Origin of the sequence: Pelagimonas phthalicica, from assembly GCF_004364805.1 — a bacterium.
GTDB lineage: Bacteria > Pseudomonadota > Alphaproteobacteria > Rhodobacterales > Rhodobacteraceae > Pelagimonas > Pelagimonas phthalicica.
Genome location: NZ_SOAP01000001.1, coordinates 1,161,004 through 1,173,955 on the forward strand (window position 1 = coordinate 1,161,004; position 12,952 = coordinate 1,173,955).

The following is a 12,952-nucleotide window of genomic DNA, read 5'->3' on the forward strand; positions in this document are numbered from 1 at the left end:
AGCCCGAAGCGAGGGGGATATTGAAGGGGGATCAATGCGAACCCGCCAAAAGCAGCGGGTTCAAGCAGACAGGGTCAGGCCCCGCCGCGGCGCAAAACCACGTCCAGGGTGCGCCACAGGATAAAGGTCTCCATCGCAAAGCTGCGATTGGCGATATAATGCAGATCCGCATAGACCTTGCGGCGCGTGCCCTCGATGCCTTCGATATAGCCCAGTTCCACCTGGGCCAGCCCGCTGATGCCCGGGCGCACCGCGTGGCGCTTTTGATAGCCCGGCACGCTGGTGAGGTAATTCTTGGCATGTTCGATATAATCGGGGCGCGGACCGATCAGGCTCATATCCCCCTTGAGAACATTGAAGATTTGCGGCAGCTCATCAATACGAGACTTGCGCAGAAACGCCCCAAGCGGCGTGATCCGATCGGTTTCCAGCGGATCATTCGCGGCGCGTTTGATCGTGCCTTCGGGCCGCATGGAGCGGAATTTATACGCGGTGAAGGGTTTGCAATCGCGCCCCATGCGCTGCTGTTTGTAAATCAGCGGGCCGCGATTCCAGAACGGGTTCAGCACCAGCAGAACCAGGGCGCTGATCAGCGCAAAGGGCAGCAGCGCAAAGAAACTGACAAACAGATCAAAGGCGCGTTTGGAGAGGTTGAAAAACCAGGTTTGCCCGGAGTTTTGACCTGAAATCTGGCCCAAAATCTGGGAAGAGTGGCGCGTCGTCACATGCAGTGACTCGCTATTCTGGATATCGATGTCGAACATGACCTTGGCAGCCCAAAGAGGTTAACAAAAAAGAAATAGATATTGTTTAAGGATTTATTAACCTCGCTATATGACGTGTCAATGATTTTGCAGCTGCAGAAAAAGGTTAACGTTGAAAAGACTCAAATCAGGGTAAAAAATAAGCCAATTTTGCCAGGTTTCTGCCGAGCCAGGGCAGGCATGGGATGACGCAAATGCCGGTTACGTCACTGGCACACAACCACAAGCATCACCTCTCTGCGTTAACTCAGCATACAGACGCAAACTAGGGAATCGCCCGTCACGTCACCGGGTTTCCGTGCATCACAGCCAAACGAGCCAGGCTCCAAAAACGGTTTTCTCAAAGACCAAATACAAAACGGCCCGGAAGCAATGCTTCACGGGCCGTTTTTGTAGATTTGGTTGCGGGAGCAGGATTTGAACCTGCGACCTTCAGGTTATGAGCCTGACGAGCTACCGGGCTGCTCCATCCCGCGACACTTGTTAGTGCACTACCGCCTAGCGGCTACTTGAGTGCGTTTTGGCGTTTCCCCTTTTGGGGGTTGACCAAGTTTCGGGCCGCCGCATTTGCGATTTGGACCCTAAGCCCCTTTATCGGTTGGGATATCGGGGATATTCTTTATCATTCGGAGATATTTATTGCTATTTATTAGGTTTGGCGGTGACCTACTCTCCCACACCTTAAGATGCAGTACCATCGGCGCAAAGGCACTTAACGGCCGGGTTCGGGATGGATCCGGGTGTTTTGCTCTCGCTATGACCACCAAACCGAATAAATAGCAATGTCGTCCTCCGGACGACGAGTGGGTGGCAGAGCATTTTGCTGTGCAAAATGGCTCGAGAACCCACACCCTCGCGGAGGATCGTCTCAATCAACCGGCTATTGCCGTATTGTCCAGTAAGTTCTGTGTATTGGTGTATGCACTTGATATCGCAGTATTTTGCGCTACCGCTTTGCTACTTGAGCGCGGTAAGTCTTGCTTTTACTGGATCAAATCAAGCCTATCGGACCATTAGTACCGGTCAACTGAACATGTTACCATGCTTACATCTCCGGCCTATCGACGTGGTAGTCTTCCACGGTCCTCAGGGATACCTTGTTTTGAGGGGGGCTTCCCGCTTAGATGCCTTCAGCGGTTATCCTGTCCGATCATAGCTACCCAGCACTGCTATTGGCATAACAACTGGTCCACCAGTGGATCGTTCACCCCGGTCCTCTCGTACTAGGGGCAACTCCTCTCAAGTATCCTACACCCACGGCAGATAGGGACCGAACTGTCTCACGACGTTCTAAACCCAGCTCACGTACCTCTTTAAATGGCGAACAGCCATACCCTTGGGACCTGCTCCAGCCCCAGGATGAGATGAGCCGACATCGAGGTGCCAAACACTGCCGTCGATATGGACTCTTGGGCAGTATCAGCCTGTTATCCCCGGCGTACCTTTTATCCGTTGAGCGATGGCCCTCCCACTTGGGACCACCGGATCACTATGGCCGACTTTCGTCTCTGCTCGACTTGTCAGTCTTGCAGTCAGGCTGGCTTCTGCCATTGCACTCAACGAGCGATTTCCGACCGCTCTGAGCCAACCTTCGCGCGCCTCCGTTACGCTTTAGGAGGCGACCGCCCCAGTCAAACTACCCACCACGCAGGGTCCCGGATCCAGATAATGGACCGCGGTTAGACATCAAGCAGAATAAGGGTGGTATCTCAAGGGAGGCTCCACCAGAACTGGCGTCCTGGTTTCAAAGCCCACCACCTATCCTGCACATATTGTGCCTGATGCCAGTGCGAAGCTGTAGTGAAGGTGCACGGGGTCTTTCCGTCTAACCGCGGGAAGCCTGCATCTTGACAGGCAATTCAATTTCGCTGAGTCGATGTTGGAGACAGCGGGGAAGTCGTTACGCCATTCGTGCAGGTCGGAACTTACCCGACAAGGAATTTCGCTACCTTAGGACCGTTATAGTTACGGCCGCCGTTTACCTGGGCTTCAATTCAGAGCTCTCACCCCTCCTTTTAACCTTCAGGCACCGGGCAGGCGTCAGACCCTATACGTCGTCTTGCGACTTCGCAGAGCCCTGTGTTTTTAGTAAACAGTCGCCACCCCCTGGTTTGTGCCCCCGGCACTCATGTACCGGGCCTCCTTCTCGCGAACTTACGGAGGTATTTTGCCGAGTTCCTTCAACATCGTTCTCTCAAGCGCCTTGGTATACTCTACCTATCCACCTGTGTCGGTTTAGGGTACGGTCTCATGAAGGGCTATTTCCAGGAACCGGTTAAGATGCAGCCCAATCCGATAAGGACTACACGCCGCTCCGATCCGTCACTTCCTTCTGGCCCAGGAATATTAACCTGGTTCCCATCGCCTACGCCTTTCGGCCTCGGCTTAGGGGCCGGCTTACCCTGCTCAGATTAGCTTTAAGCAGGAACCCTTGGATTTTCGGCGAGAGGGTCTCTCACCCTCTTTGTCGCTACTCATGTCATCATTCTCGCTAGTGATCTCTCCACCGGATGCCTTACAGCCCGGCTTCATCGAAAGAACTCTATCCTCCAAGGCCTTCCGAAGAAGACTAAAGAGGATGAGTTCTATGTCACACTACGCTCCGCTACCATGCCTTACGGCATCCTAGACTTCGGCTCATGGCTTGAGCCCCGTTACATCTTCGCCGCAGGACAACTTATTTAGACCAGTGAGCTGTTACGCTATCTTTAAAGGATGGCTGCTTCTAAGCCAACCTCCTGGTTGTTTTGGTCGTCCCACTTGCTTTCCCACTTAGCCATGAATTGGGGGCCTTAGTCGTAGGTCAGGGTTGTTTCCCTCTCCACTACGGACGTTAGCATCCGCAGTGTGTCTGCCATCTAGTACTCCCGGGTATTCGGAGTTTGGTTAGGATCAGTAAGCCTGTGGGGCCCCATTACCCATCCAGTGCTCTACCCCCCGGGGTATTCGGATGACGCTCTACCTAAATAGATTTCGCGGAGAACCAGCTATCTCCGAGTTTGATTGGCCTTTCACCCCTAGGCACAACTCATCCCGACCTTTTTCAACAGGTGTGGGTTCGGACCTCCAGTAAGTGTTACCTTACCTTCATCCTGGTCATGCCTAGATCACTCGGTTTCGGGTCTGATCCATCTAACTCGACGCCCTATTAAGACTCGCTTTCGCTGCGCCTACACCTAACGGCTTAAGCTTGCTAGATAGACCAAGTCGATGACCCATTATACAAAAGGTACGCCGTCAGCTCTCAAGGAGCCTCCGACTGATTGTAGGCGTTCGGTTTCAGGTACTGTTTCACTCCCCTCGTCGGGGTGCTTTTCACCTTTCCCTCACGGTACTGGTTCGCTATCGGTCAGTAAGGAGTACTTAGCCTTCGAAGGTGGTCCTCCGATCTTCAGACAGGATTTCACGTGTCCCGCCCTACTTAATACGTCCCATCACGCTTCTCATACGGGGCTATCACCCACTATGGCTGTGCTTCCCAACACATTCTGATCACGTTCAAGGCTCGGCTGGTCCCCGTTCGCTCGCCGCTACTAGGGGAGTATCAATTGATTTCCTTTCCTCCGGGTACTTAGATGTTTCAGTTCCCCGGGTTTGCTCTTAAGACCCTATGTATTCAGGTCAAAAGTACCTGGTTAAGCCCACTATAAAGTACCGAAGTAATTATAATGAACTTTCAGGTGGGTTGCCCCATTCAGAGATCCATGGATCAAAGCTTATTCTCAGCTCCCCATGGCTTATCGCAGAGTATCACGTCTTTCATCGCCTCTTACTGCCAAGGCATCCACCAAACGCCCTTCTCGCGCTTGATTTGATCCAGTAAGAGCGAGACTTGTTAAAGCCTTGCGAAGGATGAGAACCCGGCAAAGGGAGACATCCATCTTACTGCATCAATGCATACATTTTCCCGCCCTAACTTGCGTTAGGACAATGGTGCCACTCGCGTGACACCGGGTTAGTGTACTTGACTTGGACAACAATTGCTCGTTTCGACTGGGGATATCGATCAATGGCCGGCTAGACCAGGGATCAACCTTCTCCGAAGAGAACCCAGCGAGGTTGGCCACTTACTTATGGCAACCAAGCAATGTTGATTGATTATCTCTAAACGATTTCAAACGAGTTCCGCTTGCAGAACTCTGTTTTGTCCGATTGGACGGAACAGAAGTTGAGTAACTGCTGTTCGATCAAATCGAAGAAGTGAGGCTTCCTGAGAGGCGCTCTCGGGACATTTTGCTAAAGCAAAATACCCTGTCACTTTCTCTTGGATGAACCAGGATACCTGACACTTTGCAAGCAAAGTGCAGGGTGGTGGGTCGAGGAGGACTTGAACCTCCGACCTCACGCTTATCAGGCGTGCGCTCTAACCACCTGAGCTACCGACCCAGATGTTTTTTGCTTTGCAAAAAACGTCGTTGCCGCGGCAGACGACTTTGCTCTGCAAAGTCTGTCGAGAGCGGCCAGTCAGCCCAATGTGGTTTACAAGGGCCAATTCTGGTGGAGCCTAGCGGGATCGAACCGCTGACCTCCTGAATGCAAATCAGGCGCTCTCCCAGCTGAGCTAAGGCCCCTTGATGATCCTCCGGTGAGGATCGCGTGTCTGAAGAGATATGAGGACGACCTGGTCCGTTCAATGTTTGGTCTCCAAAGGTAAGAGACCGTTGCTAAGTGATGCACGTGATAGGCAAGCCTATCAATCTAGCATCATCCTTAGAAAGGAGGTGATCCAGCCGCAGGTTCCCCTACGGCTACCTTGTTACGACTTCACCCCAGTCGCTGATCCTACCGTGGCCGCCTGCCTCCCGAAGGTTAGCGCAGCGTCGTCAGGTAGAACCAACTCCCATGGTGTGACGGGCGGTGTGTACAAGGCCCGGGAACGTATTCACCGCGTCATGCTGTTACGCGATTACTAGCGATTCCGACTTCATGGGGTCGAGTTGCAGACCCCAATCCGAACTGAGACAGTTTTTGGGGATTAACCCATTGTCACTGCCATTGTAGCACGTGTGTAGCCCAACCCGTAAGGGCCATGAGGACTTGACGTCATCCACACCTTCCTCCCGCTTATCACGGGCAGTTTCCCTAGAGTGCCCAGCCGAACTGCTGGCAACTAAGGATGTGGGTTGCGCTCGTTGCCGGACTTAACCGAACATCTCACGACACGAGCTGACGACAGCCATGCAGCACCTGTCACTGCGTCCCCGAAGGGAACCATCCATCTCTGGATGTAGCACAGGATGTCAAGGGTTGGTAAGGTTCTGCGCGTTGCTTCGAATTAAACCACATGCTCCACCGCTTGTGCGGGCCCCCGTCAATTCCTTTGAGTTTTAATCTTGCGACCGTACTCCCCAGGCGGAATGCTTAATCCGTTAGGTGTGTCACCGAATAGTATACTACCCGACGACTGGCATTCATCGTTTACGGTGTGGACTACCAGGGTATCTAATCCTGTTTGCTCCCCACACTTTCGCACCTCAGCGTCAGTATCGAGCCAGTGAGCCGCCTTCGCCACTGGTGTTCCTCCGAATATCTACGAATTTCACCTCTACACTCGGAATTCCACTCACCTCTCTCGAACTCTAGATCAGGAGTTTTAGAGGCAGTTCCGGGGTTGAGCCCCGGGATTTCACCCCTAACTTTCTGGTCCGCCTACGCGCGCTTTACGCCCAGTAATTCCGAACAACGCTAACCCCCTCCGTATTACCGCGGCTGCTGGCACGGAGTTAGCCGGGGTTTCTTTACCAGATACTGTCATTATCATCTCTGGCGAAAGAGCTTTACGACCCTAAGGCCTTCATCACTCACGCGGCATGGCTGGATCAGGCTTGCGCCCATTGTCCAAGATTCCCCACTGCTGCCTCCCGTAGGAGTCTGGGCCGTGTCTCAGTCCCAGTGTTGCTGATCATCCTCTAAAACCAGCTATAGATCGTAGGCTTGGTGCGCCGTTACCGCACCAACTACCTAATCTAACGCGGGCCGATCCAAATCCGATAAATCTTTCCCCCGAAGGGCGTATAAGGTATTACTCACCGTTTCCAGTGGCTATTCCTTAGATCTGGGTACGTTCCCACGCGTTACTAACCCGTCCGCCGCTCAACCCGAAGGTCGCGCTCGACTTGCATGTGTTAGGCCTGCCGCCAGCGTTCGTTCTGAGCCAGGATCAAACTCTCAAGTTGAAAAGCTGTTACCAGCTTATCCTTGACGTTCGAACCTCTGCACATCTCTGATACTTCAGAACCAGCTTTGGGGGCATGGTCCCTATCTCCACCCGGCTAGGAACGGAGACGCATCAGAAGTCATCTGTTTGATTGTGCTTCAGGTTTCATCAGAAACCGAAAGCCGCCTCAAACAGTGAAGCTGACATTCTATCATCGAGCCGAAACTCTAAGAATGCTGATATGCAGACATTTGATCCATCGATTTGAACCAAGGCGCCCACATATCTCTTCAGATATTAGCTATGTCAAACAACGTGGGGAAAATCCCCAGAGACAAAATCAACCGGAAGCGCCAAAATCTTTCTGGCGCAACCCGCTCAATCTGCCTCAAATTTCTTACCGTCTTGCGCTTCAGAGCCTCGCTCCGTCGCCCCGCCTGGCGTCCCGTTAGCGCCTCAGCGCCGCCGGTGAAGGGGGTTCTACGGATAACACCTCACACCCGCAACCCCTTTTTTCAGTTTTTCCCATCTTTTTTGCACTTTTCTTGAAAAGCACACAAAAACAATCAGTTAGCGGCATCTTTTTCTCTGTCTCCCCTTAAAACATCGAGCGCAACCCTGTTGGGTCGCAACCCAACGCTGCATCGCAGCACCAACGCACCCCAAGATATAGATGCCGCGCCTATTCTGGCCACAAATGCGCGACAGGACTCGGGCTGAATCGCGCGCCCTAGTGAAACCAAACATGCGCGCAATCTGCTTTCGCCCCCCAATCCCCCAACTCCGCGTCACATTATATACAGTGCGCAGCCGGCAAGTGCGATTGCATTGGCAAATCCCCCTCCTTACGCTATCCCACAGCGTCTGCTTTTACGGAGTATCAAAACGCCATGACCACCCGCGCCGGATTCGTCGCCCTGATCGGAGAGCCCAATGCGGGCAAATCCACCCTGACCAATCGCATGGTGGGGGCCAAGGTCTCGATCGTGACCCATAAGGTGCAGACCACCCGCGCCCGCATTCGTGGTGTCGCATTGGAAGGGGACAGCCAGTTGGTCTTTGTCGACACGCCCGGCCTGTTCCAACCCAAGCGCCGTTTGGATCGCGCCATGGTGGCCGCAGCCTGGGGTGGTGCGGCGGATGCTGATATTATCGTATTGCTGGTCGAGGCGCATCGCGGTGTCACTGATGGTGTAAAACGCATTCTCGACGGTCTTGAAGAAATCGGCAAAGGGCGTCGCATTGCCCTGGCCATCAACAAGATCGACCGGGTCAAGGCCGAAGACCTGCTGGCGCTCTCCAAAGACCTGAACGAACGCTACGGGTTCGAACAGACCTTTATGATCTCCGCCGAAAAGGGCCACGGGGTCGACGCTCTGCGCGAATGGTTGGCCGGCGAGCTGCCCGAGGGCCCTTGGCTTTATCCCGAAGATCAGATCGCCGATCTGCCCATGCGCATGATTGCCGCCGAAATGACCCGTGAAAAGCTCACCTTGCGTCTGCATCAGGAATTGCCCTACCAGCTAACCGTCGAAACTGAGAGCTGGGAAGAGCGCAAGGATGGCTCGGCCCGCATCGATCAGGTGATCTATGTGGCGCGTGACGGACACAAGGGCATCGTGCTCGGCAATAAAGGCGAAACCATCAAGGCGATCTCCAAAGCCGCGCGGGAAGAGCTGCAAGAATTCCTCGGTCGCAAGATCCACCTCTTTATGCAGGTCAAAGTGCGTGAGAAATGGCTGGAAGAGGCTGAGCGTTATTCCGAGATGGGGTTGGATTTCAAGGACGGCAATTGATGGCGCAACTGACGGCGCGCTTTTGGGTCGATGCCTATCTGGCGCGGCTGCGCTTTGCGGATATTCCTGCCTTTGTGGTGGCCCATGGCGATGACACCGCCGGATCGGTTCTGATCAAGCTCAACACGCTGGACGGTCAGGCCCGCGCCTTTACCCGGGGCTTTGATTTGATGAGCGGTGAGCGGGTCTGGAATGAACTCGCCACCGGGATCGAATCCGATGTGGATGCCAGCATCACCAAACAGCGCAGCTTTGACCCGGATCTTTGGGTGATCGAGGTCGAAGACCGCGCTGGTCGTCACCTCTTGGACCAAGACGGGCTGACATGAACTGGCGAAACCGCGCGCCACGCCTAAGCTTTGCGCTCATGTCACTCATATCCGCCATTGCCGGGTTCTACTTTGCTGCGGGCCTCGCGGCGACACTTCTGCCACCTTCGGCACTCTACCAATTGATCTTTGTTCTCACGGTCTTTCCAAGCAGTGCCGCGCTTTTACTCTACCTGCTCAGACCCGCCCTCAAAGCCCGCCATATTCTCAGGCATCTTGCCTTGTGCGCGACCGCCGCCACCGCCATGTTCGCCAGCATCTATCAGGGCTGGGTCACCCCGGTCGAGGGCATGATCCTCGCGCTGATCCTTCTCGCGGGCCTCTTCCTTGTGCTTCCCCTCCCCAAGCACCCCCGCTGAGGCGGCGCAACACGCGTGCAACACACACCCACCGGAGGGCAAAGCCCGACTAATCTGGATGCAGCTTGCTGCATACCGCATAACAGCTTGCACCTGCCCTGATCAGCGATCACCCTGCAGCCATGGAATGGCGCGACACTGGCATATTGCTGAACACACGGAAACATGGCGAGACTTCGCTGATCCTTGACGTGTTCACCCCAGAGCATGGCCGCCATGCCGGCGTGCTGCGCGGCGGCATCTCGCGCAAGAACACCCCGCATCTGCAACCCGGTGCCCAACTGGATCTCACCTGGCGCGCCCGGGTCGAAGAGCATCTGGGCGCCTTCACCATGGAACCCCAACGCTCCCGCGCCGCCGCGGCCATGGGGGATCGTCTTTCGCTAGCGGGTCTGAACACCGTGATCTCGCTCTTGGGTTTCGCCCTACCCGATCGCGCGCCTTATCCCAAACTCTATCAACAAACCGAACAATTGCTCGACCTATTGGGTCAGACCGAGATTTGGCCGCTGGCCTATCTGCGCTGGGAAATGCTGTTGCTTGAGGAAATGGGGTTCGGGCTCGATCTCAGCCAATGTGCCATCAGCGGGGCCAATGATCACCTTGCTTATATCTCTCCCCGCACCGGGCGCGCGGTCACGGCCTCAGCCGCTGGGGAGTGGATCGACCGGCTCCTGCCCCTGCCCCCGGTCCTGCTGGGCGACAGCCCTATGGATGATCGCGAAATCCTGACCGCCCTGCGCACCACTGGGCATTTTGTCGAAAACCAATTGGCCAACAGTCTGAGCGACAGCGCCCTCCCCCCGGCCCGCGCGGCCTTTATGGATCGACTGGCGATTCTGATCGAGCGGTAAAAATCATTTCCCCCCCCTGATCATTGGACAGCACCAGGACATCACCCGACACTTCGGAGATACTCATCTTGGCCAGATGATCAAAAAACCGCTGCTCTGCCGCCAGATCCGGGCAGGCCATTTTGGCCGCCGCCACAGGGCCAAGATCGAACCAGGGATAAGGCGCGGTTTGTGGGGCAGACCAGCTATTGCAGGGCGCACGCCCGGTCACACGCCCCGCCTTGGGAAAGATCAAAGTGGCATCCGCGCCAAAATCCGCCCCATCAATCTGGGTCAGGTGCCACACCTTATCCGCCGCCCCATAGGCACGCACGCCTTCGTCACCGGAACAGGCTGACAAAGCCGCGAACATCACGATTCCCATCACGCGCATCGTCAAACCTCACGCTTTTATTCACATTATCACAAATGTGCTCCCGCGACCCATTGTGCAAGCCCGCCCTGCCACCTTTCACAACAGGGAAATCCACGATAGGAAGGGGTTAATGACTTGGACGATACCAAATATCCTGACCGCCCTGCGTCTACTGGCCGCCCCGGCCCTGGCGCTTATGTTTCTCTATTTCCATCGCCCCTTTGCCGATTGGGCCGCCCTGATCCTGTTCATCATGGCCGCCGTCACCGATTGGTTTGACGGCCATCTGGCGCGGACCTGGAAACAGGAAACCAAGCTTGGCGCGATGTTGGACCCGATCGCAGACAAGGCCATGGTGGTGATCGCCTTGATGGTGATCGTCGGCTATTCTTCGATGTCACCCTGGCTGGTCCTGCCCGCCACGGTGATCCTGTTCCGCGAGGTCTTTGTCTCGGGGCTGCGTGAATTTCTCGGCGATGTCGCCGGAACGCTCAAGGTCACGCAGCTCGCCAAATGGAAGACAACCGCCCAGATGGTCGCAATTGCCATCCTCTTTGCCCAGGGCGTATTCGAACATTACCTGGGCATGTCTGCCTTTGGCATGGATCAGGCGATGTTCCAATCTATCTTGGACGGACAAGAGGAAGACGTGCTGGGGCTACGCTGGAAATATACCGGGATGATCTGGTCGGGGGATATTGGGCTGGTGCTGCTTTGGGTGGCCGCCGCGCTGACCCTGATCACCGGGTTTGACTATTTCCGCAAGGCCCTGCCTTTGCTGCGAGAGGACCGTTAACATGAACGTGCTTTACTTTGCCTGGGTGCGCGAGCGTATCGGTCTGCCCAAGGAAAAGATCGAAACCAACGCCACCACAGTCAACGAGTTGATCGCCGAATTGCGCGGACGCGAAGAACGGTATGAGGCGGCCTTTGCCGATCTGTCGGCCCTGCGCGTCGCCATTGACCAAGAGCTGAGCGATTTTGATTCCCCGCTGGAGGGCGCACAGGAAGTGGCGTTTTTCCCACCCATGACAGGCGGCTGAACCATGCGCGTCACCGTTCAGGAAGCCCCGTTTGACTATGGCCAAGAGGCCGAGAGTTTTGCCAATGGTCGCCATGATATGGGCGCTATTGTTACCTTTGCCGGGATCGTGCGCGATGTCGCTGGCGGCCTGGATGTCATGGAAATCGAACACTATCCGGGCATGACCGAAAAAGCGCTGGAAAAGATCGCCGCCGAGGCGGTGGAGCGCTGGTCACTCGGGGATGCGCTGATCATCCATCGTTATGGCCGCATGGGCGCAGGCGAAAAAATCATGATGGTCGCCACCGCCGCGCGCCACCGCAAGGATGCCTTTGAAGCGGCGGAATATCTGATGGATTACCTCAAATCCCGCGCGCCTTTCTGGAAGAAAGAGCACACGGCACAGGATGCCGGTTGGGTCGCCGCAAGGGATGAGGATGAGGCGGCGCTGGATCGCTGGTAATTTCCCTTTCTCGTTGGTAAGCTGACCTTACCAATTTGAAACGAGCCCCCCATGCCCTTTACCCCGGTCAAGCCTGAAAAACTCTCTGCCGCTGTTGTCGATCAGATCGAACTACTGATTCTGCGCGGGATCATTCGGCCCGGCGAACGCCTGCCCTCCGAGCGCGAACTTTCAGAGCGCATGGGCGTGTCGCGCCCCTCTCTGCGCGAGGCCATCGCAACCCTGCAGGATCGTGGATTGCTGGAAAGCAAGGCCGGGGCTGGGATTTTTGTGACCGAATTCCTGGGATCGGCCTTTTCCGAGGCTCTGACCCAGCTCTTTGCCAATCACGACGAGGCGGTGTTTGACTACCTGTCCTTTCGCCGCGACATGGAGGGGCTGGCGGCAGAGCGCGCCGCCACCCATGGCAGCGACACCGATTTGGATGTGGTCCAAAAAATCTTTGACAAGATGTGCGCCGCCCATTCCAAACGCAATCCGGCAGAAGAGGCGCATCTGGATGCTGATTTCCACCTCGCCATTATCGAGGCCAGCCATAACGTGATCATGCTGCATATGATGCGGTCGATGTATCAACTGCTGCGCGAAGGGGTTTTCTACAACCGGACCATCATGTTCCGCCAACGCACCACCCGCGATCAACTGCTGGAACAACATGGGCGGATCAATGACGCGCTCCAGGCCCGCAACCCCGAAGCCGCCCGAAAGGCAGTCGAGGATCATCTGAGCTATGTCGAAGCGAGCCTGTTCGAAAATCGCAAGACCGAACAAAACGAAATCATCGCGCGCCAACGCCTGGAACAGGAAAACAACCGCTAAGACCAGGCGCTACCAAATTCCGTCCACGGAAT

General features: G+C 55.4%; 10 protein-coding genes, 3 tRNA genes and 3 rRNA genes. 8 read left to right on the top strand and 8 right to left on the bottom strand.

Annotated elements, in window-relative coordinates:
* Positions 1-74: 74 nt before the first annotated feature.
* From CLV87_RS05750 to CLV87_RS05780, 7 genes are all read right to left on the bottom strand, one after another.
* Positions 75-764 (bottom strand): sugar transferase, encoded by a 690-nt coding sequence (locus CLV87_RS05750; RefSeq protein WP_099242888.1) that lies wholly within the window; start codon positions 762-764, stop codon positions 75-77.
* 399 nt (positions 765-1,163) lie between these two features.
* Positions 1,164-1,240: transfer RNA gene (locus CLV87_RS05755), tRNA-Met, on the bottom strand.
* Positions 1,241-1,417: 177 nt separating this feature from the next.
* Positions 1,418-1,532, bottom strand: a 5S ribosomal RNA gene (gene rrf / locus CLV87_RS05760).
* 224 nt (positions 1,533-1,756) lie between these two features.
* Positions 1,757-4,576: ribosomal RNA gene (locus CLV87_RS05765) — 23S ribosomal RNA — on the bottom strand.
* A 497-nt stretch (positions 4,577-5,073) separates the two neighbouring features.
* Positions 5,074-5,150 (bottom strand) — tRNA-Ile (locus CLV87_RS05770).
* 109 nt (positions 5,151-5,259) lie between these two features.
* Positions 5,260-5,335, bottom strand: a tRNA-Ala gene (locus tag CLV87_RS05775).
* Positions 5,336-5,478: 143 nt separating this feature from the next.
* Positions 5,479-6,940: ribosomal RNA gene (locus tag CLV87_RS05780) — 16S ribosomal RNA — on the bottom strand.
* The 16S, 23S and 5S rRNA genes sit together here with 3 tRNA genes alongside, the layout of an rRNA operon.
* A gap of 871 nt (positions 6,941-7,811) precedes the next feature.
* Here CLV87_RS05780 and era point away from each other — a divergent pair.
* From era to recO, 4 genes are all read left to right on the top strand, one after another.
* A complete protein-coding gene (gene era / locus CLV87_RS05785; protein ID WP_099242886.1) occupies positions 7,812-8,717 on the top strand; it encodes a GTPase Era in 906 nt (301 codons plus the stop codon).
* Positions 8,717-9,046 carry a DUF1491 family protein gene (locus CLV87_RS05790; RefSeq protein ID WP_099242884.1) on the top strand — a complete coding sequence of 110 codons (330 nt, stop codon included), beginning with the start codon at positions 8,717-8,719 and terminating at the stop codon, positions 9,044-9,046. Before era ends, CLV87_RS05790 begins: the two co-directional genes overlap by 1 nt.
* Positions 9,043-9,405: a hypothetical protein gene (locus CLV87_RS05795; RefSeq protein WP_099242882.1), complete on the top strand. Its 363-nt coding sequence runs from the start codon at positions 9,043-9,045 to the stop codon at positions 9,403-9,405. The genes CLV87_RS05790 and CLV87_RS05795 overlap by 4 nt, the downstream gene beginning before the upstream one ends.
* A 122-nt stretch (positions 9,406-9,527) precedes the next feature.
* On the top strand, positions 9,528-10,259 hold the full coding sequence (gene recO, locus CLV87_RS05800) for a DNA repair protein RecO (protein WP_099242880.1): 732 nt from the start codon (positions 9,528-9,530) through the stop codon (positions 10,257-10,259).
* On the opposite strand, the gene CLV87_RS05805 is transcribed toward recO, so the two are convergent.
* A complete protein-coding gene (locus tag CLV87_RS05805) occupies positions 10,225-10,632 on the bottom strand; it encodes an META domain-containing protein (RefSeq protein WP_099242878.1) in 408 nt (135 codons plus the stop codon). The genes recO and CLV87_RS05805 overlap by 35 nt on opposite strands.
* 112 nt (positions 10,633-10,744) lie before the next feature.
* On the opposite strand from CLV87_RS05805, the gene pgsA reads away from it, so the two are divergent.
* The 4 genes from pgsA to CLV87_RS05825 are packed head-to-tail and all read left to right on the top strand — an operon-like array spanning position 10,745 to position 12,920.
* Positions 10,745-11,410 carry a CDP-diacylglycerol--glycerol-3-phosphate 3-phosphatidyltransferase gene (gene pgsA, locus CLV87_RS05810; RefSeq protein WP_099242876.1) on the top strand — a complete coding sequence of 222 codons (666 nt, stop codon included), beginning with the start codon at positions 10,745-10,747 and terminating at the stop codon, positions 11,408-11,410.
* A gap of 1 nt (position 11,411) precedes the next feature.
* Positions 11,412-11,657: a molybdopterin converting factor subunit 1 gene (gene moaD, locus CLV87_RS05815; RefSeq protein WP_099242874.1), complete on the top strand. Its 246-nt coding sequence runs from the start codon at positions 11,412-11,414 to the stop codon at positions 11,655-11,657.
* A 3-nt stretch (positions 11,658-11,660) separates the two neighbouring features.
* Entirely contained in the window at positions 11,661-12,101 is a 441-nt protein-coding gene (locus CLV87_RS05820) for a molybdenum cofactor biosynthesis protein MoaE (RefSeq protein WP_099242872.1), read from the top strand.
* Between the two features lie 51 nt (positions 12,102-12,152).
* Entirely contained in the window at positions 12,153-12,920 is a 768-nt protein-coding gene (locus tag CLV87_RS05825) for a FadR/GntR family transcriptional regulator (RefSeq protein ID WP_099242870.1), read from the top strand.
* The last annotated feature ends 32 nt before the right edge of the window (positions 12,921-12,952 follow it).

Excerpts from the sequence above, each read along its gene's own strand:
- CLV87_RS05750 (WP_099242888.1), bottom strand. The coding sequence starts at position 764 with ATGTTCGACATCGATATCCAGAATAGCGAGTCACTGCATGTGACGACG.
- era (WP_099242886.1), top strand. The coding sequence starts at position 7,812 with ATGACCACCCGCGCCGGATTCGTCGCCCTGATCGGAGAGCCCAATGCG.
- CLV87_RS05790 (WP_099242884.1), top strand. The coding sequence starts at position 8,717 with ATGGCGCAACTGACGGCGCGCTTTTGGGTCGATGCCTATCTGGCGCGG.
- CLV87_RS05795 (WP_099242882.1), top strand. The coding sequence starts at position 9,043 with ATGAACTGGCGAAACCGCGCGCCACGCCTAAGCTTTGCGCTCATGTCA.
- recO (WP_099242880.1), top strand. The coding sequence starts at position 9,528 with ATGGAATGGCGCGACACTGGCATATTGCTGAACACACGGAAACATGGC.
- CLV87_RS05805 (WP_099242878.1), bottom strand. The coding sequence starts at position 10,632 with ATGCGCGTGATGGGAATCGTGATGTTCGCGGCTTTGTCAGCCTGTTCC.
- pgsA (WP_099242876.1), top strand. The coding sequence starts at position 10,745 with ATGACTTGGACGATACCAAATATCCTGACCGCCCTGCGTCTACTGGCC.
- moaD (WP_099242874.1), top strand. The coding sequence starts at position 11,412 with ATGAACGTGCTTTACTTTGCCTGGGTGCGCGAGCGTATCGGTCTGCCC.
- CLV87_RS05820 (WP_099242872.1), top strand. The coding sequence starts at position 11,661 with ATGCGCGTCACCGTTCAGGAAGCCCCGTTTGACTATGGCCAAGAGGCC.
- CLV87_RS05825 (WP_099242870.1), top strand. The coding sequence starts at position 12,153 with ATGCCCTTTACCCCGGTCAAGCCTGAAAAACTCTCTGCCGCTGTTGTC.